The 20,553-nt window shown below is 44.8% G+C and carries 23 protein-coding genes; 11 read left to right on the top strand and 12 right to left on the bottom strand.

The genetic code is table 11. The annotated features are described in order from the left end of the window. Positions 1 to 11 precede the first annotated feature (11 nt). Together amt and AC6R00_RS11410 are read right to left on the bottom strand one after the other, a co-directional pair. Positions 12 to 2,201, bottom strand: a complete 2,190-nt coding sequence (amt, locus tag AC6R00_RS11415) for an ammonium transporter (protein ID WP_500640474.1) — start codon at positions 2,199 to 2,201, stop codon at positions 12 to 14. Positions 2,202 to 2,427: 226 nt separating this feature from the next. Further along, positions 2,428 to 2,628, bottom strand: coding sequence for a DUF1107 family protein (locus tag AC6R00_RS11410; protein ID WP_500640473.1), 201 nt, complete (start codon positions 2,626 to 2,628; stop codon positions 2,428 to 2,430). A gap of 207 nt (positions 2,629 to 2,835) precedes the next feature. Here AC6R00_RS11410 and AC6R00_RS11405 point away from each other — a divergent pair, with 207 nt between their 5' ends. The 7 genes from AC6R00_RS11405 to AC6R00_RS11375 all read left to right on the top strand — a co-directional run bounded on the left by AC6R00_RS11405 (position 2,836) and on the right by AC6R00_RS11375 (position 8,272). Continuing rightward, positions 2,836 to 3,387 (top strand): YtfJ family protein, encoded by a 552-nt coding sequence (locus AC6R00_RS11405; RefSeq protein WP_500640472.1) that lies wholly within the window; start codon positions 2,836 to 2,838, stop codon positions 3,385 to 3,387. 79 nt (positions 3,388 to 3,466) lie between these two features. Continuing rightward, positions 3,467 to 3,757, top strand: coding sequence for a DUF2607 family protein (locus tag AC6R00_RS11400; RefSeq protein ID WP_500640471.1), 291 nt, complete (start codon positions 3,467 to 3,469; stop codon positions 3,755 to 3,757). Between the two features lie 82 nt (positions 3,758 to 3,839). Beyond that, positions 3,840 to 4,553: a zinc uptake protein ZrgA gene (zrgA, locus tag AC6R00_RS11395; protein WP_500640470.1), complete on the top strand. Its 714-nt coding sequence runs from the start codon at positions 3,840 to 3,842 to the stop codon at positions 4,551 to 4,553. A 57-nt stretch (positions 4,554 to 4,610) separates the two neighbouring features. Next, the gene (locus AC6R00_RS11390; RefSeq protein WP_500640469.1) at positions 4,611 to 5,318 is read left to right on the top strand and encodes an ABC transporter ATP-binding protein; all 708 of its coding nucleotides are present in this window, start codon (positions 4,611 to 4,613) and stop codon (positions 5,316 to 5,318) included. Then, a complete protein-coding gene (locus AC6R00_RS11385) occupies positions 5,315 to 6,574 on the top strand; it encodes an ABC transporter permease (RefSeq protein WP_500640468.1) in 1,260 nt (419 codons plus the stop codon). Before AC6R00_RS11390 ends, AC6R00_RS11385 begins: the two co-directional genes overlap by 4 nt. 27 nt (positions 6,575 to 6,601) lie before the next feature. Next, the gene (locus AC6R00_RS11380) at positions 6,602 to 7,075 is read left to right on the top strand and encodes a DUF3299 domain-containing protein (protein WP_500640539.1); all 474 of its coding nucleotides are present in this window, start codon (positions 6,602 to 6,604) and stop codon (positions 7,073 to 7,075) included. 300 nt (positions 7,076 to 7,375) lie between these two features. Continuing rightward, complete coding sequence (locus AC6R00_RS11375; protein ID WP_500640467.1) at positions 7,376 to 8,272, top strand: TIGR03899 family protein; 897 nt, start codon at positions 7,376 to 7,378, stop codon at positions 8,270 to 8,272. A 285-nt stretch (positions 8,273 to 8,557) separates the two neighbouring features. Here AC6R00_RS11375 and pgi read toward each other — a convergent pair whose 3' ends face one another. Then, positions 8,558 to 10,210, bottom strand: coding sequence for a glucose-6-phosphate isomerase (pgi, locus tag AC6R00_RS11370; protein WP_500640466.1), 1,653 nt, complete (start codon positions 10,208 to 10,210; stop codon positions 8,558 to 8,560). Positions 10,211 to 10,507: 297 nt separating this feature from the next. Between pgi and AC6R00_RS11365 the strand changes: the two genes are divergently transcribed. Next, positions 10,508 to 10,933, top strand: coding sequence for a secondary thiamine-phosphate synthase enzyme YjbQ (locus AC6R00_RS11365; protein ID WP_500640465.1), 426 nt, complete (start codon positions 10,508 to 10,510; stop codon positions 10,931 to 10,933). Positions 10,934 to 10,976: 43 nt separating this feature from the next. Here AC6R00_RS11365 and AC6R00_RS11360 read toward each other — a convergent pair whose 3' ends face one another. Genes AC6R00_RS11360 through AC6R00_RS11350 form a run of 3 tightly spaced genes read right to left on the bottom strand, consistent with a single transcriptional unit; the run spans position 10,977 to position 14,656 of the window. Beyond that, positions 10,977 to 12,152, bottom strand: coding sequence for a BamA/TamA family outer membrane protein (locus AC6R00_RS11360; protein WP_500640464.1), 1,176 nt, complete (start codon positions 12,150 to 12,152; stop codon positions 10,977 to 10,979). A 2-nt stretch (positions 12,153 to 12,154) separates the two neighbouring features. Further along, positions 12,155 to 13,240, bottom strand: a complete 1,086-nt coding sequence (gene alr / locus AC6R00_RS11355) for an alanine racemase (protein ID WP_500640463.1) — start codon at positions 13,238 to 13,240, stop codon at positions 12,155 to 12,157. A 3-nt stretch (positions 13,241 to 13,243) separates the two neighbouring features. After that, the gene (locus AC6R00_RS11350; protein ID WP_004747112.1) at positions 13,244 to 14,656 is read right to left on the bottom strand and encodes a replicative DNA helicase; all 1,413 of its coding nucleotides are present in this window, start codon (positions 14,654 to 14,656) and stop codon (positions 13,244 to 13,246) included. Between the two features lie 215 nt (positions 14,657 to 14,871). On the opposite strand from AC6R00_RS11350, the gene AC6R00_RS11345 reads away from it, so the two are divergent. Next, a complete protein-coding gene (locus tag AC6R00_RS11345) occupies positions 14,872 to 15,594 on the top strand; it encodes a DUF481 domain-containing protein (RefSeq protein ID WP_050809771.1) in 723 nt (240 codons plus the stop codon). An 84-nt stretch (positions 15,595 to 15,678) separates the two neighbouring features. Here AC6R00_RS11345 and rplI read toward each other — a convergent pair whose 3' ends face one another. Genes rplI through rpsF form a run of 4 tightly spaced genes read right to left on the bottom strand, consistent with a single transcriptional unit; the run spans position 15,679 to position 17,097 of the window. Next, complete coding sequence (gene rplI / locus AC6R00_RS11340) at positions 15,679 to 16,131, bottom strand: 50S ribosomal protein L9 (RefSeq protein ID WP_004747108.1); 453 nt, start codon at positions 16,129 to 16,131, stop codon at positions 15,679 to 15,681. A gap of 30 nt (positions 16,132 to 16,161) precedes the next feature. Then, positions 16,162 to 16,389: a 30S ribosomal protein S18 gene (gene rpsR, locus AC6R00_RS11335; RefSeq protein WP_000090472.1), complete on the bottom strand. Its 228-nt coding sequence runs from the start codon at positions 16,387 to 16,389 to the stop codon at positions 16,162 to 16,164. Positions 16,390 to 16,405: 16 nt separating this feature from the next. Beyond that, positions 16,406 to 16,708, bottom strand: coding sequence for a primosomal replication protein N (gene priB, locus AC6R00_RS11330; RefSeq protein ID WP_049844443.1), 303 nt, complete (start codon positions 16,706 to 16,708; stop codon positions 16,406 to 16,408). 8 nt (positions 16,709 to 16,716) lie between these two features. Next, positions 16,717 to 17,097 carry a 30S ribosomal protein S6 gene (rpsF, locus tag AC6R00_RS11325; protein ID WP_004747103.1) on the bottom strand — a complete coding sequence of 127 codons (381 nt, stop codon included), beginning with the start codon at positions 17,095 to 17,097 and terminating at the stop codon, positions 16,717 to 16,719. Between the two features lie 407 nt (positions 17,098 to 17,504). Here rpsF and AC6R00_RS11320 point away from each other — a divergent pair, with 407 nt between their 5' ends. Together AC6R00_RS11320 and AC6R00_RS11315 are read left to right on the top strand one after the other, a co-directional pair. Continuing rightward, positions 17,505 to 19,124 (top strand): phosphoethanolamine transferase, encoded by a 1,620-nt coding sequence (locus AC6R00_RS11320; RefSeq protein ID WP_500640462.1) that lies wholly within the window; start codon positions 17,505 to 17,507, stop codon positions 19,122 to 19,124. Then, complete coding sequence (locus AC6R00_RS11315; protein WP_425666127.1) at positions 19,121 to 19,480, top strand: diacylglycerol kinase; 360 nt, start codon at positions 19,121 to 19,123, stop codon at positions 19,478 to 19,480. Before AC6R00_RS11320 ends, AC6R00_RS11315 begins: the two co-directional genes overlap by 4 nt. A gap of 56 nt (positions 19,481 to 19,536) precedes the next feature. Here AC6R00_RS11315 and bfr read toward each other — a convergent pair whose 3' ends face one another. Both bfr and AC6R00_RS11305 read right to left on the bottom strand, forming a co-directional pair. Next, complete coding sequence (gene bfr, locus AC6R00_RS11310) at positions 19,537 to 20,019, bottom strand: bacterioferritin (RefSeq protein ID WP_069667385.1); 483 nt, start codon at positions 20,017 to 20,019, stop codon at positions 19,537 to 19,539. A 74-nt stretch (positions 20,020 to 20,093) separates the two neighbouring features. Then, the gene (locus tag AC6R00_RS11305) at positions 20,094 to 20,282 is read right to left on the bottom strand and encodes a (2Fe-2S)-binding protein (protein ID WP_004747097.1); all 189 of its coding nucleotides are present in this window, start codon (positions 20,280 to 20,282) and stop codon (positions 20,094 to 20,096) included. Positions 20,283 to 20,553 lie beyond the last annotated feature (271 nt).

The following is a 20,553-nucleotide window of genomic DNA, read 5'->3' as shown; positions in this document are numbered from 1 at the left end:
CCTCTCCTTTATCACTCATCAAGTGGCATTGGTAAGCGCAAGGTCACTTTGGTTCCTTTTGCCTGTTTACTCAATAAACTTAACGAGCCACCGTGATTGGTGGCGATTCCATAACAAATCGATAGTCCTAGCCCTGCATGACCTTGACTACCAAACGTTGTGAAAAATGGCTCAAACACCTTAGTTTGGTATTCTTCCTTAATGCCCACACCACTGTCGATAATCGACACAACCACATGATTACCTTCGTTGCTAGTGGTGACTTTTATTGCGCCACGATCTTCACCGATGGCCTGAATAGAATTCAAGAGAACGTTACTGCACAACTGCTCAATTTGATATGGGCTACAAGAGACCATAGGCAATTTTGCCTCATAAGACTCAAGCAATTTACAGCTCAGTGGCAAAGTAGCAGCGACTTTTTCCACCGCAGCAGAAACCAGAACATTGATGTCTTTAAGCTCAAATTTCTCATCTCCGAACTCTGAGAATGTGCGCACATTCGACAGGATCTTCTCTATTTTACTCGCCCCCTCAGATGTGGCATCGATTAGCTCTTCACTATCTTCGAGGACAAACTCTAAATCTTCCTCTTCGCATATTTTATCAATCCGTTGCAGCACTTCATTAGCCACCACAGGGTGTTGAGAAACGGTGGCAGCAAACGCTTTGTATTCAGTAACCAGCAACCTAAAAAATTTATTGTAGTCTTTAAGTGTTTTGATGTTACTCAACACATAACCAATCGGTTCGTTTATCTCCCGCACTAATCCCGAGCTTATCTGACCGAGGCTTGAAAGCTTTTCACTTTTTTGTACTCGTGATTCCATCGATTTAAGTCTTTGGTTAGTTTGCAATAATGCACTGTGTTTTTGGGTTGCTTTGACCAAAGCAGTTTCAAAACGAGAAAGAACTCGATTGTATTGGCGGGCAATCATGCCAATCTCTGACGTTGGGTCATAATCGACACGTTGGCTGAAATCACCGCTCTCTTCTTGATTTTGCATCACAGTAACCAAGTCATAGAGGTCGCTGCTGGCTTGGTGAGATGAAATATTCAGCCCGACGATCTCCTCTTCTTGTCCAACGCGAAGAGGAAGTACCTTGTTTATCAGAGAGAAAACAAGGTAACAGAGAGGAAATACAGAAGCCGCCACGACACTGACACCAAATACCTGGCTCCATAGCAACTCCATTCTATCGCTCATCAGCAAGGTATCTGTAATCAACGACTTAGGAACAAACAGCGCTAAGGCGATAGTGCCCCAGATGCCACTTGCTAGATGGACAGGCACTGCATCAACCACATCATCAATCTTTTTCATCACTAACAATCGACCAACCGAAAGTGAAATCAAAGCTCCAAGTGAGCCAATAAGTACCGATGAGAGGCCATCAACAAAATTACAGCTTGCGGTAATGGAGACTAACCCTGATAAGATGCCGTTGTAGAAGTTAGGAATGTGTACTCTATTGGTTTTATGTAAAGAGTACATTGCTGACATAAGACCACCAGCAGCCCCCGCTAGAATGGTATTGAGGACAATATTGAACACGTTAGCGTCAAAATGCAGCGAGCTACCCGCATTAAAGCCAAGCCAACCTATCCATAGAAAAACCACCCCTGCGACACTTTGTACTAAACTGCTGTGGTTAAAATTATGTCCTTCGACAAACCGATTCAGCCTAGGTCCAATAATCATGATCGCCGCTAACGCCGCCCAACCACCGACAGAATGGACCACTGTCGAACCAGCAAAATCAACGAAGCCTCGTTGTGCAAGCCATCCATTGTCACTCCACACCCAATGCCCAATAACAGGATAAACAACAGCGGCGACAAAAATGGATAAGGCAATGTAACCCTTTAAACTTCCTCTTTCGGCAATTGCCCCAGAAATGATCGTCACCGAAGTTGCACAAAACACCATTTGAAAGACAAAGAATGCTCCGTCATCTAAACCTTCAAAATGCCCAAGTAAAAAATGGCTAGTCCCTAGATAACCGTCCATCGATTCACCAAACATAACACCGTAGCCAACGAGCCAATAAAGGATCAGGACCACCGCCAAATCGATAAGGTTTTTGGCAGCCACATTAGCAGTGTTTTTTTTACGTACCGTGCCTGCCTCTAGAAACAGAAAACCAACCTGCATCAAGAGGACAAGTAGCGTACATAACAGAATAAAAAGAGGGTCCATAGCCACTAGTCACGTTTGATTGTCGTTTGTTGTTAATAAGCACAATGTTGCTTATTAACAATATAGCCGCAAATTCAACCTGTTGGCGTGAAAGTTTTACTCATTGAAGTAAAGAAGCGGCAAGTTAGAGGAAGGAAGGGTTGGCAATGTCATACCGGCTATAAACGACAAAAGCCGCCAATGAGGCGACTTTTCAATAATTCGTAATTTGGAAGAGAACCAAAACTTAGACTGGCAATAAAGCAATCGCCTGATTGATCTCTTTATAGGTAGTTAACTTTTGTGGATCTTTCACGTCTGGCAGTAAAACTTTTCCATTGTCGAAAGTAAACATTCCAACTCCAGAGATAACAAACTGTCCTTTAAACAAAGTCTTAACAAAACGAGCAACTTGACGAGGACGATAAATAGTAAATTCACGCAGCATAACGACTCCAATATCCTTTTGTGATGCAATTCGAACTGATTGCTTGGTTCTATTCCTTAGAACTCGTAGGTATTATACCGGATGCGTATTTAATGTATAGCATTTTGTTAACAATGTGACATCAGACCAGTGTTATCTGAGAGAGTTTTCTCCGCACCTTAAATTTGGGTATATACTTTTTGCGCACATTCAAAAGGAAATAACATAATGAAAAATAAAACCCTTCTTACTCTGGCAATCGCGTGCTCTCCAGCTTTCGCTTTTGCTCACAACATCACTGTCGGGCAAGCCGTGCCTGAAGTGGCGGTAGCAAGCCATGGTGAAATCGTTCTGCAAGGAGATAAAACCGCTTTCCAAGCTTGGGCGACGACCGATATGCAAGGCAAAGTTCGTGTCATTCAAGCTATTGCAGGGCGCAGCAGCTCGAAAGAACTCAATGCTCCGTTAATGGCGGCAATTACTGCGGCTAAATTCCCGGAGCAAAGCTACCAGACCACATCGATCATTAACCAAGATGATTCGATTTGGGGTACGGGATCATTTGTAAAATCTTCGGCGGAAGACAGCAAAAAAGAGTTCCCTTGGTCTTCAATGGTACTTGATGAGGACGGTACGGTAGCCAGCGCTTGGCAACTGGCTGAAGAGTCGTCTGCGATCATAGTGCAAGATAAACAAGGTAAAGTACTGTTTGTAAAAGAAGGCGCGCTAGATGAAAGCGAGATTCAACAAGTACTTACACTAGTCAAACAAAACCTTTAAACAAAGTTTAGTTTACTTCCCCCTTTGAAGTGGAGTTGTTATAGTATAACAACTCCACTTTCTGTATCGTGCTTTCATCGTGCTTCAAAATCGCTTTCTTCTCCAACGCATTTCAGCGCTTGCATTTTTAGCAATCGTCCTTGTGCTATGGCTCAACTTTGCGTTTATTGATCATCAGTACGATCTCTCTTCAGCACACCACAAAGAGCATCACTGCCAGCTGTTTGCCAGCGGACTACATGGTGCAGCTCCCGCATCCCTTATCATCACTGCACCGACAGTCAGTGAGTACTTTTCTCCATTTACGGCATATCACTACAATGAGGCAGTGAGTTTTGCTTACTTGCCACGTTCACCGCCACTGTCCTGATATTGATTCATCATTTGCAATAAATCGTATTCACATTAGGTGGATAGCACAACATTACTCAAATTTATAATCAGGACTTAAAATGAAAAACGTAACTCCAATCGCTCTAGGAATCACACTAGCAATTAGCTCAATGGCGCATGCAGAAGAAGGCTACCGTCAACACGGTGCGCATGTGCACGGTCAAGTGGAAATTAATATTGCCCAAGATGGCAATGAGCTGCTTATGGAGATCACTGCTCCAGGCGCCGATGTGGTTGGTTTTGAGCACGCTCCAAAAACGGATGAGCAAAAACATCAGCTTGAAGATGCTGTAGCAAAATTGGAGCAAGCTTCTAACATTTTCACGCTTGCTAAAGCAGCAGGTTGTAAAGTTGAACACCAATCGGTTAGCCATACACTAGGTGGTGATGACCATGACGATCACAAAGGTCACGATCATCATGACGACCACGACCACGACCACGACCACGACCACGACCACGACCACCATGATGAACATGCTCATGATAAAGACAAGCATGAAGATGGCCATAATCACGAAGGTCACGATCATGACCACGATAACCATAAAGACCATGACCACCACGAAGACCACGATCATGAGCACGGCGGCCATGGGGAGTTCACAATTGAATACCACTTCGATTGCAGCGACGTGACGAAACTAAGCAGCATTGAAACTCAGTGGTTCTCACAGTTCCCAAGTACAGAGTCATTAAAAATCAACGTGCTAACTGATACCAAACAAGCTGCTCTTGAGCTTGGCAAAGGCGAGACTAAGATTTCTCTTTAATAGACAAAGCGGCTTAGCCATGCTGAGCCGCTCCTCTCTCACGATTGGAAACAAATAATGGATACTAAATGCCATCGACCTGTGGTTGAGCTCAATCAAGTCCAATTTACTTGGCCAGGTAATGAGTCTGCCACACTAGAGATCCCCTCTCTAACGATTCAACAGGGCGAACACCTATTCATTAAAGGACCTAGTGGATGTGGTAAGTCAACGCTGCTTGGCTTACTAACAGGGATAAACACGGCTACTTCCGGACAAGTGGCTGTATTAGGCGAAAACCTGACGCAAATGTCAGGTAGCCGACGAGACAAATTTCGCGCCAACCATATCGGTTATATTTTTCAACAGTTTAACTTGCTGCCATATTTAAGCGTGATTGAAAACGTCACCTTACCTTGTCAGTTTTCTACCTTACGCCGTCAGCAAGTCGACGGAGATTTGCTCTCTAATGCTAAGCAATTGCTCGAAAAACTGCGTTTACCCTCTGAGCTGCTCGATAAACCTGTCGTTGAACTCAGTATTGGACAACAACAAAGAGTCGCGGCAGCGCGCGCCCTGATCGGTAAACCCAAAGTGATCATCGCAGACGAGCCAACGTCATCACTCGATTATGACAACCGTACCGCCTTTATCGAGCTGTTACTTGACCAAGTGAACCAAGCTGAGTCAACGCTACTATTTGTAAGCCATGACCCGACATTAGAACCGCTATTTGATCGCACCATTAATCTTCAACAGTTAAACCAAGCAGGAGGTCACCAATGACACCGACGCTTACCCTAGCTTGGAAAAGTGTGCGCAACCGTAAAGTCACCGCCATTCTTACTATCCTAACGGTGGCGATTTCGGTCATTTTATTACTTGGGGTCGAACGTATTCGCACACAAGCAAAAGACAGTTTTGCCAATACGATTTCTGGCACTGACTTGATTGTTGGTGGTCGTTCTGGTCAAGTGAATCTGTTGCTTTATTCAGTGTTTCGCATCGGTAATGCAACCAACAATATTGATTGGAAGAGTTATCAGGAATTTAGCCAACATCGCGCGGTAAAGTGGGCAATTCCAATTTCACTTGGCGACTCCCACAAAGGCTTTCGAGTCATGGGGACCAACCATAGCTACTTTGAGCATTATCGTTATGGTCAGAAGCAGAACCTCGCGTTTATCCAAGGCAAACCATTTGAAGGACTTTTTGACGCCGTGATTGGTGCCGAGGTCGCGCGTTCCTTGGACTACACCATCGGCAGCGAAATGATCATTGCCCATGGCATCAGCGATGTGGGCTTTAGTCGTCATGACAATACCCCATTTAGAGTGGTTGGAATCTTGGCTCCTACGGGGACACCAGTCGATAAAACCGTGCACGTTTCATTGGAAGCCATCGAAGCTATTCATGTGGGCTGGGAGTCAGGCGCAAACTTAGGTAACAACCCAAGCGCAGAACAATTGGAAGCAATGAACTTCCAACCAAAGCAGATCACCGCTATGTTGCTTGGTTTAAAATCTAAGATACAAACTTTCGCCTTGCAGAGACAAATCAATACTTATCCCAAAGAACCGCTCAGCGCGATTCTTCCAGGCGTTGCTCTACATGAATTGTGGGGCATGATGTCGGTGGCTGAACAAGCGTTAATGGCAGTATCGATATTTGTCGTTGTCGCAGGTTTACTCGGTATGTTGTCGAGCCTGCTCACTAGCTTGCAAGAGCGTCGTCGAGAAATGGCCATCCTACGCGCTATGGGGGCAAGACCAAGGCATGTATTTAGCCTGTTGATTTTGGAAGCGAGTGTCCTAACGTTTATAGGCTTACTGGTTGGGATTATCGGTCTATACGCCATGCTCACGGTTGCTGGGCCAATAATTCAACAAAGTTATGGCATTAACCTGCAGATGAGCGCTTTATCTCACTATGAATGGATGTTGTTGGCGGCAGTGCAACTGGCAGGTACTATTATCGGCTTTATTCCCGCATTTAGAGCATATCGCCAATCGCTCAGCGACGGTATGACAATAAGAGTTTAGATTATGAAAAGACTACTCATGATACTGATGACCTTGATGACCTTAGGTCTAGCAAGCTTCAGTACTCAAGCAGAAGACACACTTACCTTAGAATGGATTGATCTCATCCCAGAAAGTGAGCGCAACCAGTTTGATTCTTATGGAATGCCAGCTATCGATCACTCTGGCGGGAGTATGGAACAATCTATGGTCGGCAGTGTAAGGCAAGAGCTGAACGGCAGTAAGGTAAAGATCCCAGGCTTTGTAATCCCTCTTGAAGGGGATGCAAATATGGTGACAGAGTTTCTGCTCGTGCCATATTTTGGAGCATGCATCCACGTGCCACCACCGCCGCCAAACCAAATTATCTACGTAAACTTCCCTAAAGGCGCGCCAGTACAGCAGCTTTGGGACGTCATTTATGTAATAGGAACGCTAAAAACAGAAACAGTTAGCCATGAATTAGCACAAACAGGTTACGTCATACAAGGCACAGAAATCGCCGAGTACGATGACTACTAATTGTTAATAAAAATAAGCAGCCTGTTAATTGCCAATCTTAGGACAAATAGCTAGAAAGATAGCTCAGTACACCTAGGTAAACTAGTAACAGTAGGGCAATTGACAGGTGCTTTTTCAGTTTATTCTCATTGAAATACTTCATAAGCCCCTCAAAATTAATGATAACAATTTTAACAACTTGTTATCATTTATGATAGCGATATTTTTATAAACTGGCTCACAGTCTTTTTCTGGCAGGCTTACGCGTTCCGAGGTACAGTTTATACTTAACGTTAAGCATCTGATGGCTAAGGAAATAGCATGTCTGAGACGAGCAAGCCGGTAATCATTGATCACCAATCGGAACAATCTAACCGACACGAAAAAAAGTCGAGTTATATCAAAGACAGCGCCAGCCGCGTGCTTAACATTGCTCAAACCTATGGCTTAGATGCACTACTACAGAGTGAAAAACCTGAAAAAAGCATGCTTGAGCGGGCTTTGGTTCGTGAACGCAAGCGTAAAGAGCTAAGACAGAAAAATCTCGAGCAAATTCTTAAGCTTGCTCATATCTCTTGTAAAGATGAAACCGCAGGTGATCCTGACCAAGATTGGTTGTATCGCTTTTTCGATATGGCGCAAGAAGTCCACAATCACTCCATGCAGCGCCTATGGGCTCAGGTCTTAAAACGCGAAGTGACCAATCCTGGTTCAACCTCAATGAAAGCGTTGAAAGTCCTGCAAGACATGACACCAAAAGAAGCGCAAATTCTCCAACGCGCCGCCGCACTTGCCTGTAGTTTTGGTGGTGATAACAGCCGCAAGTTACTAGTCGGTTATCGAGCCCAAGGTGGTATCTTCAGTTTCGGTAAGCGCAACATCACCGGTAATATCAACGTCGGCAACTTTCAACTGCCCTACTCTAGCCTGCTAGTGTTATTTGAACTCGGTTTAATGCATGGAACAGAATTAGAATCGGGGGAAATTGAGCTCGATTCTCCACTTCCGTTAACCTACCAAGGTAAAAAGCTTTCACTTCAAGCCCACGGCAAAGGTGTACGCTTGCTTTACTATCGTTTCAGCCCAACTGGCAATGAGCTATGTAAATTGCTTGGTAACAAACCCAACATGCAATATTACGATCAAATGGTTGCCCTATTAAGCCAGAAATTTACCGCCAGCACAGACGCTCAGCCGAGTGTAGATACGACGGTTTAGGGGAAGCTGGAGAGCTGGAGAGCTATCATCGCTTGAGGTTAGCAGGATATCAACTCTCGTTTTCTAGCAGGACGAAGTCCGAACCAGTTATCCAGAAGCGCAGCGTTCCCGCTTTCCAAAACAAAAACGCCAACCCTAAGGTTGGCGTCATAAGATTTGGATAGCCTAAATAATTGGAGTGGCAGCTAGGCGACAAGTAAGTTCAGCCCAATGAGCATAGGGGCTCTATTCGATTTGGGTGAACTTACGCAGTCAACAACGCTGCCGCTTCAAGTATGACGGCTATTAGGCTTTGAACGCTTTAAATGCGTTAATCAGACCATTAGTCGAGCTATCGTGTGAGCTGATTGCCGACTCATCTGCAAGCTCAGGTAGGATTTGGTTAGCTAGCTGTTTACCTAGCTCAACCCCCCACTGGTCAAAACTGAAGATATTCCAGATAACGCCTTGAGCAAAAATCTTGTGCTCGTACATCGCAATCAAGTTACCTAGCGTACGCGGAGTAATTTGCTTCACTAGGATTGAGTTAGTTGGGCGATTACCTTCAAATACTTTGAACGGTGTTAGTGTCGCCGCTTCTTCTTCACTCTTACCTGCTTTGGCAAATTCAGCTTTCACTGTTGCTTCATCTTTACCAAATGCTAGTGCTTCTGTTTGAGCAAAGAAGTTAGACATTAGCTTCTGGTGGTGATCGCCCGCAGGGTTGTGGCTTAGAGCAGGAGCAATGAAGTCACATGGGATCAGCTTAGTGCCTTGGTGAATTAGTTGGTAGAACGCGTGCTGACCATTAGTACCTGGTTCACCCCAGATGATTGGGCCAGTTTGGTAAGTCACTGCGTTACCGTCACGGTCCACATACTTACCGTTAGATTCCATGTTGCCTTGCTGGAAGTAAGCAGCAAAACGGTGCATATACTGATCGTATGGCAAGATTGCTTCAGACTCAGCGCCGTGGAAGTTGTTATACCATAGACCAACTAGAGCAAGGATAACTGGAATGTTACTTTCTAGCTCAGTCGACGCAAAGTGGTTATCCATTTCATGAGCGCCATCAAGTAGCTCAATAAAGTTGTCGTAACCAACGGCTAGTGCAATCGAAAGGCCGATCGCTGACCATAGCGAGTAACGACCACCAACCCAGTCCCAGAACTCAAACATGTTGTCAGTGTCGATACCAAACTCAGAAACTGCTGGAGCATTCGTTGATAGTGCAGCAAAGTGCTTAGCTACGTGCGCTTCATCGCCTGCCGACTCAAGGAACCAGTCACGAGCACTGTGCGCGTTGGTCATGGTTTCTTGCGTAGTAAACGTCTTAGATGCAACCAAGAATAGCGTCGTTTCTGGGTTTACTTTCTTCAGTGTCTCAACGATGTGAGTACCATCAACGTTAGAAACGAAGTGTAGGTTTAGATGATTTGTGTATGGTGCAAGCGCTTCCGTCACCATGTAAGGACCAAGGTCAGAGCCACCGATACCGATGTTCACAACGTCAGTAATCGCTTTGCCTGTGTAGCCTTTCCACTCACCGCCGATAACACGATCAGTGAATGATTTCATTTTTTCGAGCACTGCATTGACTGCTGGCATCACATCTTCGCCACCAACCATCACTGGCTTGTTGCTACGGTTACGTAGTGCAGTATGAAGTACTGCACGACCTTCTGTTTGGTTGATCGCTTCACCACTGAACATCGCTTCGATTGCAGCTTTAAGTTCAGTCTCATTTGCTAATGCGAATAGGTGCTTCATGGTTTCTTCATTGATTAGGTTTTTAGAGTAATCAACTAGAATGTCATTGCCGAAACGCGTAGAGAATTTATCAAAACGTGCTGCATCTTGTGCAAACAGATCTTTTAGATCCATATCTTGTGCAGATTCGAAGTGCGCAGTTAGCGCGTTCCAAGCTTGTGTTTGCGTTGGATTGATATTTTTCAACATGGTTACTATCCCGATGTTACAGTAGGTTTTATTCCATACAGCCTAGCGAAAACTGGTGGAATCCCCGATTAAGCAAAATAATAATATTAGGTATGTTAGGGCAAAATGCCACAAAACAAGACTTTGTAATTTTTTTTCAAGCGAACATTATGACGTAGGCAACTCTCACTCACATTGAGTTAGGTCACGTTCCCTGCTTCAAAACTAAACAAACGTCATATGAGCGTTTAGGATTGTATCACTAACCTAGAGCAAGCTTAACGATAGCTCAAGTTCAATTTGTAAGCAGACATCCATATGTGGACTCAAAAAATCATTCAACTCCAAGCCAAGCAACGCGGATTTCATCTAATCACCGATGAAATTGAACAACAATTACCTCAAATATCTGGCTATTCTGTCGGTTTATTACAGCTATTTATTCAGCATACATCGGCAAGCTTAACCATCAATGAAAACGCTGACCCAACCGTGAGACACGATATGGAAAAGCACTTCAATCACTCTGTTCCAGAGCGTGCACCGTATTACAAACACACCTACGAAGGGGATGATGATATGCCAGCTCATATTAAAGCCTCGACATTAGGCTGTAGTGTGATGATTCCGATTAGTCAGGGCAGACTGGCACTCGGGACATGGCAGGGTGTCTATTTGGGAGAGCATCGCGATTACGGCGGCAGCCGGACAATTATCGCAACCTTACAAGGCGAGCAGTACTAAGCATATAAAAAACGGAGCCATCGGCTCCGTTTGATTAGTTGTCCTAAAAAGGCTGGTTGATCATCACCCTGAAAGTGCCTTCATCAGCGCCTTGTGCGTACTCTGCGCGTACAACGATCCCTTCTACTTGAAAGCGCACTGCTCCACCTAAATTCCATTTCATGTCTTTATGCAGCGTCTTAAGATCGTATTGATCAGCAACTCGACCCGCTTCGGCAAAAAATACCCATTGCCACCACGGTAAGTCATAATAATTGATCAGTGGAATCTCATCGAGAGGCTGCCATTCAGGGAGCACTCGATACTCTGCAGAATAATGCACAGCACTGCGCCCATGGAATCGCCCACTGGTATAACCGCGTAATCGATACAACCCACCTAAACTAACCTGTTCTTGCTCCGGGGGGCGTTCATTGTTCCAGTTGGGAGTATCAGCCGTATAAAAATCAAATGCGAGGACTTGTTGATCAAATAGGTCACCCAATGGACCTAACGCATAGTACTGGCTATTTTGAAACTCAACCTTGGTCCAGCGGTCTTCACTTTGCCAGCTTTGTGCCCCAACCGTCGTCGTCAGCGCCGTGTGTGAGCCTTTGGTTGGGTTACGTACACTATCGCGATTGTCCCAATCAAGAATCAGTTCAAATCCAGTCGATTTCTCGGTGGTATTGTTGATGTCTAGTCGGCGCGAGGAGTAAAAAGGAGTCAGGCTAATGGAGCTCACCCCGGACTCAAGTGGTGAGGCAAAGCTAACATCGCGAATAGGCTGAAAGACACCAAGTAGACCATTTTGTGCAACATTACCCCAGGGTAATAGGTACTTAAACTCTACTTCGTAGTTCTGCTCTAAGCCATTAGTGATCGTCTTATCACTCGCTACTGAATCGTTGTTGCCTTGATCACCTATGTAGTAGGGATTTTGATTAAATTGCGCTTTATATAGCTGAGAGCTAACTAATAGCTGATCAGTCAGTGCATAGTTGAAAGCGGAAAGAAACGTCACATAGCTTTGTTTGTCTGTGTACAAAGCCGCACCAAACAAGGCCGCTTGCGGTTGCCCTACCCCCTTTGCAACCCCTGCAATACCAACGGTATTACCTAGAGTTTCAGTACTGAAGTAAAATGGTAAAAAAGCCGAATCTTTCTCTTCACTAAACGCAGGGCTTGAAACAAAAAGGCTGGCACTTAAGGCCAGCACTGTCGTGATTTTTTGATACATAATCAGTTGGAGTATTCCATATCAACACGTGATGTTAGCTTGGTCACCAGTTCGTAAGCAATGGTACCTATATGGCGAGCTACCTCTTCTGCGGGGAGATCTTTACCCCATAGAATGGCCTCATCGCCAACTTTATCTTGTGCATCAACCCCCAAATCAACGGTGAGCATATCCATCGAGACTCGACCTGCAATCGGCACTTTACGTCCATTAACCAGTACAGGTGTACCATTTGGTGCGGTTCTTGGATAACCATCACCGTAGCCAATCGCAATCACACCAACTTTGGTATCGCGCTGGCTAGTCCAAATTCCGCCATAACCGACGCTTTCACCGGCTTTAACATCACGTACCGCTATGAGATGCGATTTCAGTGTCATCACTGGTTGATAGCCCATCTGCTCAGCAGTTTTATCATTAAACGGAGAAACGCCGTACATGATTATCCCAGGGCGAACCCAGTCTAGCTGGCTATCAGGCCAAGCAAGCAGTCCAGCTGATGCAGCCAATGAACGCTCCCCTTCACACCCTTCAGTCAAAGTCAGGAACAGCTCGGTTTGCTCATTGGTGGTCGCTTTATCTAACTCATCAGCACAACCAAAATGGCTCATATAGCGCAGTGGCTTAGCCACATTGCGGCATGCTTTTAAGCGAGTGACAAACTCTGTGTACTGCTCTGGTCTGACACCCAGACGATGCATTCCGCTATCAGTTTTGAGCCAAACAACCACTGGCGTCTCAAGCTCAGCTTGTTCAAGCGCTTGTAACTGCTCTTCGCAGTGAACCACGGTTTGAATATTGTTGGTAACCAGAACAGGCAGGTCGCCTTGAGAGTAAAAACCCTCAAGCAATAAAATGGGCTTAACCACACCGCACGCTCTTAGCTGAAGTGCTTCTTCAATACGGGCAACGCCAAAAGCATCAGCACCTTTGGCATTCTTAGCAATGTGGCGCAGGCCATGACCATAGCTATTAGCCTTCACAACCGCCATTACTTTGCTGTTTGGGGCTTGCTGTTTAATCTGTTTTAGATTGTGCTCTAACGCTTCGAGATTAATAAACGCCGTCGCTGCTTTCATGTAGCTCATGCGTTATTCGTCATCCATATCAAACGCAGGGCCTGCGTAGTTATCAAAGCGTGACCATTGACCTTGGAAGGTTAAGCGAACCGAACCGATAGGACCGTTACGTTGCTTACCAAGAATAATCTCTGCCGTGCCTTTCATTGAACTGTCTGGGTTATATACTTCGTCACGATAGATAAACATGATCAAGTCGGCATCCTGCTCGATAGAGCCTGATTCACGGAGGTCCGAGTTGACCGGGCGTTTATCAGCACGTTGCTCTAGGGAACGGTTCAACTGCGAAAGTGCCACTACAGGGACATTCAATTCTTTTGCTAGCGCTTTAAGTGAGCGAGAAATCTCGGCGATTTCCAAGGTACGGTTATCAGACAGCGCAGGTACACGCATTAACTGAAGGTAGTCGACCATGATCATTGATAGGCCACCGTGGTCACGTGCAATACGGCGAGCACGAGAACGTACTTCCGTCGGAGTTAGACCTGAACTGTCATCGATGTACATGTTCTTCTTCTCCATTAGGATACCCATAGTAGAAGAGATACGCGCCCAATCCTCGTCATCAAGTTGACCGGTACGAATCTTGGTTTGGTCGACACGAGAAAGCGACGCTAACATACGCATCATGATCTGTTCCGCAGGCATCTCTAGCGAGAAAATCAGCACCGGTTTTTCTTGCACCATAGCTGCGTTTTCACACAAGTTCATCGCAAAAGTGGTTTTACCCATAGATGGACGCGCGGCAACAATCACTAAGTCAGAGCCTTGCAGACCAGCAGTCTTCTTATTGAGGTCGGTAAAGCCGGTATCAACACCGGTTACACCATCTTGTGGCGTTTTGTATAGCAGTTCGATACGTTCGAGGGTTTTCTCAAGGATGTTATCGACGTTTTGCGGACCTTCGTTCTCGTTGGTTCTAGACTCAGCAATGGCAAAAACTTTACTTTCAGCAAGATCGAGCAAGTCTTCAGAACCACGCCCTTGAGGGTCATAACCAGCATCCGCAATTTCGTTGGCCACACCAATCAGGTCGCGAACCAAAGCTCGTTCAGCAACAATCTCGGCATAAGCATTAATATTGGCCGCACTCGGTGTGTTCTTAACTAAGTCAGCAAGATAAGCAAAACCACCTACATCTTCGAGCTGCTCACGCAGTTCGAGAAACTCAGACAGAGTGATGAGGTCGAGCGGTTTATTGTCTTCAAGGATAGCTTTAACGCCCTCAAAGATAAGTCGATGCGGACGACTATAGAAATCTTTAGCAACGACACGTTCTGCGACGGTGTCCCAGCGTTCATTATCAAGAAGTAGACCACCGATGACAGATTGCTCTGCCTCTAACGAATGGGGAGGAACTTTTATCGCATCAACTTGTGCATCGTTAAACTTTTTGTTTCGATTATCTACTTTCGCTTCGGCCATGGGTTTGCTCAACAACTTGCTATAGATCGCTAATTATAACGAGAATGCAGCGCTTGTCTTTACTAATGCGTTACTTTGTAGAGTTCTAATGTAGAATTAACCTATTGCTGACGGTATTCAGTCAATTTAAATCTACTATTGCGCCATTCGTTTCATCAATATAGAGGTAGTGAGTGTCTAAATTTTGGCTAATGAGTGCAGGTCTTATGAGCTCTATGCTCGCCCATGCCGATGATGAAGGACATAGCAAAACGGATATTGAACTTCCTTCCCCTTGGAGCTCAGAAGTTGAGTTTGGCTACCAGTCACACAGCGGAAACTCCGACTCCCGCTCACTGAACTCTCGACTCAGTGCTGAGTATGTTAAAGGCCGCCACCGTACTAACGGTGAGTGGAAGTACTACCTTTTGTACAAAGATGGTGAAGAAGATAAACGTCAATCAAGCTACAGCGCCCAGAGCGACTATAAGTTAGGCCCTAAGTCCTATCTTTATGGAAGTTTCAATGGTGTTGACTCACGTTACAGCGCTTACTTTAAAGATTACACCTTGTCAGGCGGTCTGGGTTATCAATTTGCCAACACAGAAACCTTCTTACTGGAGTTCGAGTTTGGCCCCGGTTTTCGCTATCAGGAGCCCAATAAAGATGAAATCGATGATGACGACATCATCTTTCCTGATACTGTTCAAGAAGGGATATTTCGTGGCAATCTCAACACAAAATGGCAAGCGCTAGAAAATCTTTCAGTGACTGCCTCTGTGACTGTCGTCTCGGGGCGAAGTAACACCCGAACAGATACCGACTTAAGCGTATCCAATAATATTACAGAAACGATCGCACTAAAGCTGGCTTACTCTCGCCAATACCACGATAAAGTACCAGAAGGACTGTTTAAAGCAGACAGCATGTTTTCGGTCAATCTACTATTTGCCTTCTAGTCTCAAAGACCCTGATTTTCCTATCCTACAGATATAAAAAAAGCACCTCTTAGAGGTGCTTTTAAAATACGTCTTGATACTGAATTATTCAGCAGCAACAACTTGTAGGTTAACTGACGCGAAAACTTCAGAGTGAAGTTGAACGCTGATCTCGAACTCACCGATGTTACGTAGTGCGCCTTCTGGAAGACGAACTTCGCTCTTAACCACTTCAACGCCAGCTGCAGTGATTGCATCAGCGATGTCGCGAGTACCGATAGAACCGAATAGTTTACCTTCGTCACCAGCTTTAGACGCTAGAACAACAGCTTCAAGAGCGTTGATCTTTTCAGCGCGTGCTTCTGCAGCAGCTAGTTGCTCAGCAGCTTTAGCTTCTAGTTCAGCACGACGTGCTTCGAACATTTCAACGTTAGCTTTAGTTGCCATAACTGCTTTACCTTGAGGGATAAGGAAGTTACGAGCGTAGCCAGATTTAACGTTTACAGTTTCGCCTAGAGCACCTAGTTTACCGATTTTATCAAGTAGAATAACTTGCATTGTTTAATTCCTCTTTATAAAACGAACCGATTACTGATGCTTGTCAGTGTACGGAAGTAGAGCTAGGTAGCGTGAACGCTTGATAGCGCGAGCTAGTTGACGTTGGTACTTAGCGCTTGTACCAGTGATACGGCTAGGTACGATTTTACCAGCTTCAGTGATGTAGTTTTTAAGAGTTGCTACGTCTTTGTAATCAATCTCTTGTACGCCTTCTGCAGTGAAACGGCAGAATTTACGACGACGGAAGAAACGAGCCATGGGCTATCTCCTGATCTTAAATTTGAGTAATGTTGTCGGCATGAAGCACTAATTTACCAACGCCATTTCGGCCGGTTTGATAAGTGACAAAGCCACCTACCTTAATGCTACTGCCTTGTACTAAATTCTGAGTTAATGCTTGTGACCTTTGCCCGCTAACAACAACCGGCATACGACAATAAACTTGTCTCGGTAAGTCAGCTTCGATAACAGTAGAGCGATGCTCTAACCAAAATCGACAGTGTTCTATGCCACTAGGGCTTTTACTACGAATGGGCGGTTTGGCAATGGTGCCAGAGAGCTCCATTCGATTGGTCATAAGATTTATTACTCAGCAGCTGCTTCTGGCTTAGCTTCAGCACGCTCTTCGCGACGAGGAGCACGCTCTTCTTTCTGCTTAAGCATGATAGATTGCTCAGTGATAGCCGCTTTAGTACGCATGATCATGTTACGTAGAACTGCATCGTTGAAACGGAAAGCAGTTTCTAGCTCATCAATTACAGCTTGGTCAGCTTCAACGTTCATTAGAACGTAGTGAGCTTTGTGAAGCTTGTTGATTGGGTAAGCCAGTTGACGGCGGCCCCAGTCTTCTAGACGGTGGATAGTACCGCCAGCTTCAGTGATTGAACCAGTGTAACGCTCGATCATGCCAGCAACTTGCTCGCTTTGATCTGGGTGCACCATGAATACGATTTCGTAATGACGCATTGGTTGCTCCTTACGGATTATTCAGCTTCCACAAATGGCCCGGTCGTCCAGAGGAAGCAAGGAACTAAAGAAAATTGACCGAGTTTTAAGGAGCACGAATAGTACAGAAAGAAAGCAGTTTAAGCAAGAGAAAAAGAAGCTCGCAAGTTTAACTCACCAATCTAAATCACCTTAGCCTGACTTCCTCATGGCAAATTAACGCCACTAGCGTTGAAATCACTCAATCTGACAGATATTTAGATAAAGCACCTATTTATGAGAAAGCATTCTTGATGACTCTAAATACTAACCATTTAGCAAAAATTTAACTTCAAACCATCTTCACTTTTTATCATTAATATGGATAATGGCGGCACATTTCATTTAGTACGACATCATACCTACTGGTGATAATAATGAAGATACGCATGAACAGCGTTACCTACACTCTGGTAATCGCACTATTTTTTACTCTATTCCAAAACATAGCGCTTTGGGAAAGAGTCAATTCAATCTTTGACACTATGCCTGACGCCTCATGGGGACTGAAGTTCACACTGCCAATTGTTGTCTTGGCGATCATGAATGTCCTCTTTACGTTGCTGACCTGGCCTTTCATCCATCGCATTGTTGTTAGCGTCATTATACTTATCTCCGCCGCTGCCACTTATGCGATGCATCAGTACGGAATCGTACTCAGCTATGGGATGATCGTTAGTGTTATAGAAACGGACACTCACGAAGCAACCAGTTATCTTTCTATGTCAGCCTTCATTTGGTACTTCGCTCTCGCGATATTACCGCTACTGCTGCTTAGCCGAGTTGAGGTTGAATTCCGTCACCTAGGTAAAGAGCTACTGTTAAAGCTCGCTAGCCTAGTGGTATCTATTCTAGTGGTAGCTTGCATTGCTTCGGTCTACTTTAAAGATTATGCATCCCTCCTACGTAACAACAGCGAGCTTGGCTCCGCGTTAAACCCAACTAACTATATAACGGCCACAACACGTGTGATAAACAAGCGCTGGTACGAAGCCAATCTACCTTATGTTCAAATAGGGACTGACGCTGTAAACCGTAACCAAGATAATCCGCGTAAAAATCTCGTCGTGTTGGTGATCGGAGAGACCGCCCGCGCCGAAAACTCCTCTTTTAATGGCTATGAAAAACAAACCAATGCCTTCTTAGCCAAGCAAGAGAGAGTGATCAATTACCCTAACGTCACCTCTTGCGGTACCTGCACTGCTGTATCTGTGCCATGCATGTTCTCCAATATGACTAAATCCTCTTACAACGCTTCAAAAGCACGCAGACAAGATAGCGTCGTGGATATCCTCGATCATGCGGGTGTCGATGTATTGTGGAAGAACAACAATAGTGGCTGTAAAGGGGCGTGTGACCGTATTACCTATGTTGATGGCCACGAACAAGTGAAAGTACAAGAGAAATATTGCCAGTGGGGAACTTGCTTTGATGGGGTTCTGCTTGAAGGGCTCGATGAGCACATTAACTCACTGGATACCGACGGAGTTATTGTCCTGCACTTGCTTGGTAGTCACGGCCCTACCTACTATAAGCGCTATCCTGAAGAGTTTAGAAAGTTTGCCCCAACCTGTGATACGGCAGACATCCAAAATTGTAGTCGCGAAGAGTTAATGAATACTTACGACAATTCACTGCTCTACACCGATTACCTACTAAGCCAGCTCATCGACAAGCTCAAATCACATGACGACAAGTTCAACACCGCCATGTTGTATGTCTCTGATCACGGTGAGTCTTTGGGTGAGAATGGTGTCTACCTCCACGGCATGCCCGCCTCTATTGCACCCAAACATCAGACTCATGTGCCCATGGTTACCTGGATGTCAGACAAATTTGTCACTAAACATCAGCTTGATGAACAATGTATGCAGAAAGTATCGAATGAAAAGCTATCTCATGATAACTTCTTCCACTCTGTGCTGGGATTGATGGATATCGATACCAGCGAGTACAACGCAGAACTTGATATATTTGCCACTTGTTTAACCCAAGGAGAAAACCAATGAAGCCAGGTGCAACCGGTATCAAACGAATTATTGACGCTACTGGTTACTCAATTAAAGGGTTAACGGCAGCATGGCGTTACGAAGCCGCATTTCGCCAAGAGGTGGTATTGCTGATCATTATGGCGACAGCGACCTTTTTCCTCCCAGTGACAAAACTTGAACAAGTGGTCATGATAGCGACGCTGTTCATTGTGGTTTTGGTTGAACTACTCAACTCAGCAATCGAGGCGGTTGTCGACCGCGTGGGCTCCGAGTATCACGAGCTGAGCGGACGTGCGAAAGATATCGGCTCTGCCGCTGTCTTTGTCGCTCTATCTCTTGTGGTGGTCAGTTGGGGGCTAATCTTATTTGGCTAACCAAAGTAAAAAATCCCTGACTGGTTCAGGGATTTTTTAATCACTTCAGGATGTAACTAATCGTCATCCTCATCCACGTACTGCGCTTGTAGGTAGTTTTGAATACCTGTCATGTCAATCAAGCCAAGCTGTGTCTCAAGCCAATCAACATGCTCTTCTTCGTCTTCTAGGATATCTTGGAACAGATCGCGGGATACGTAGTCGTGAATATCTTCCGCATAGGCAATAGCGTTTTTCAAATCTGGAATAGCGGCCATCTCAAGCTTTAAGTCGCATTCGAGCATTTCTTTGGCATCTTCACCGATCATCAGCTTACCAAGATCTTGCAGATTAGGTAGCCCTTCTAGAAATAGGATTCGCTCGATCAAATGATCCGCATGCTTCATTTCATCAATAGATTCGTGATATTCCTTTTCTGCTAAATGCTTAAGACCCCAGTCTTTATACATTCTTGCGTGCAGGAAATATTGATTGATAGCGATAAGCTCATTACCGAGCACTTTATTGAGATGTTGGATTATGATTGGATCGCCTTTCATGACATAAGCCCTCCTCTTTGGCTCTTTTAAATCTAGTTCCAAATAAGAAGGTGTCAAAAAGGCTCAGCGATAAATCAGCTGGCTTGTTTCACTTGTAAGTACTCTGTTTCAGCTAAAATTTCTTTGGTCATCTTAATGCACTTACCACATTGGCTACCCAGCGCGGTGCATTTCTTGATTCCTTTAATATCAGTTACGCCTTCATCAATCGCTAACTTCCTAATTTTCTTGTCTGAAATCCCATGACAAAGACATACGAACATAAAAAATACTTCCACTTACCACTTGCGAGAACAAATATAAACAAGAATTGTTATCGTTACTAGTTGTATTGAGAGAATCATCAGAACATTTTGTTATATCTGTCTAGCGAGAGGTGAAGAGTATCAAGGACTTAAACAGCAGAGAAATGAGCATAAAAAAATGATAAAGCCTTTTCAGTAAGTTAGAGGAGTTAAAGCACACCAATCCTTATAACCAAAAACGAAAAAGGGAAGCCGAAGCTTCCCTTTTCTAATGCGCGTTCTTCAAAAA

This window comes from Vibrio sp. R10-SF1-ISO8, from assembly GCF_059833805.1.
This window is presented reverse-complemented; position numbering and strand designations above follow the sequence as displayed.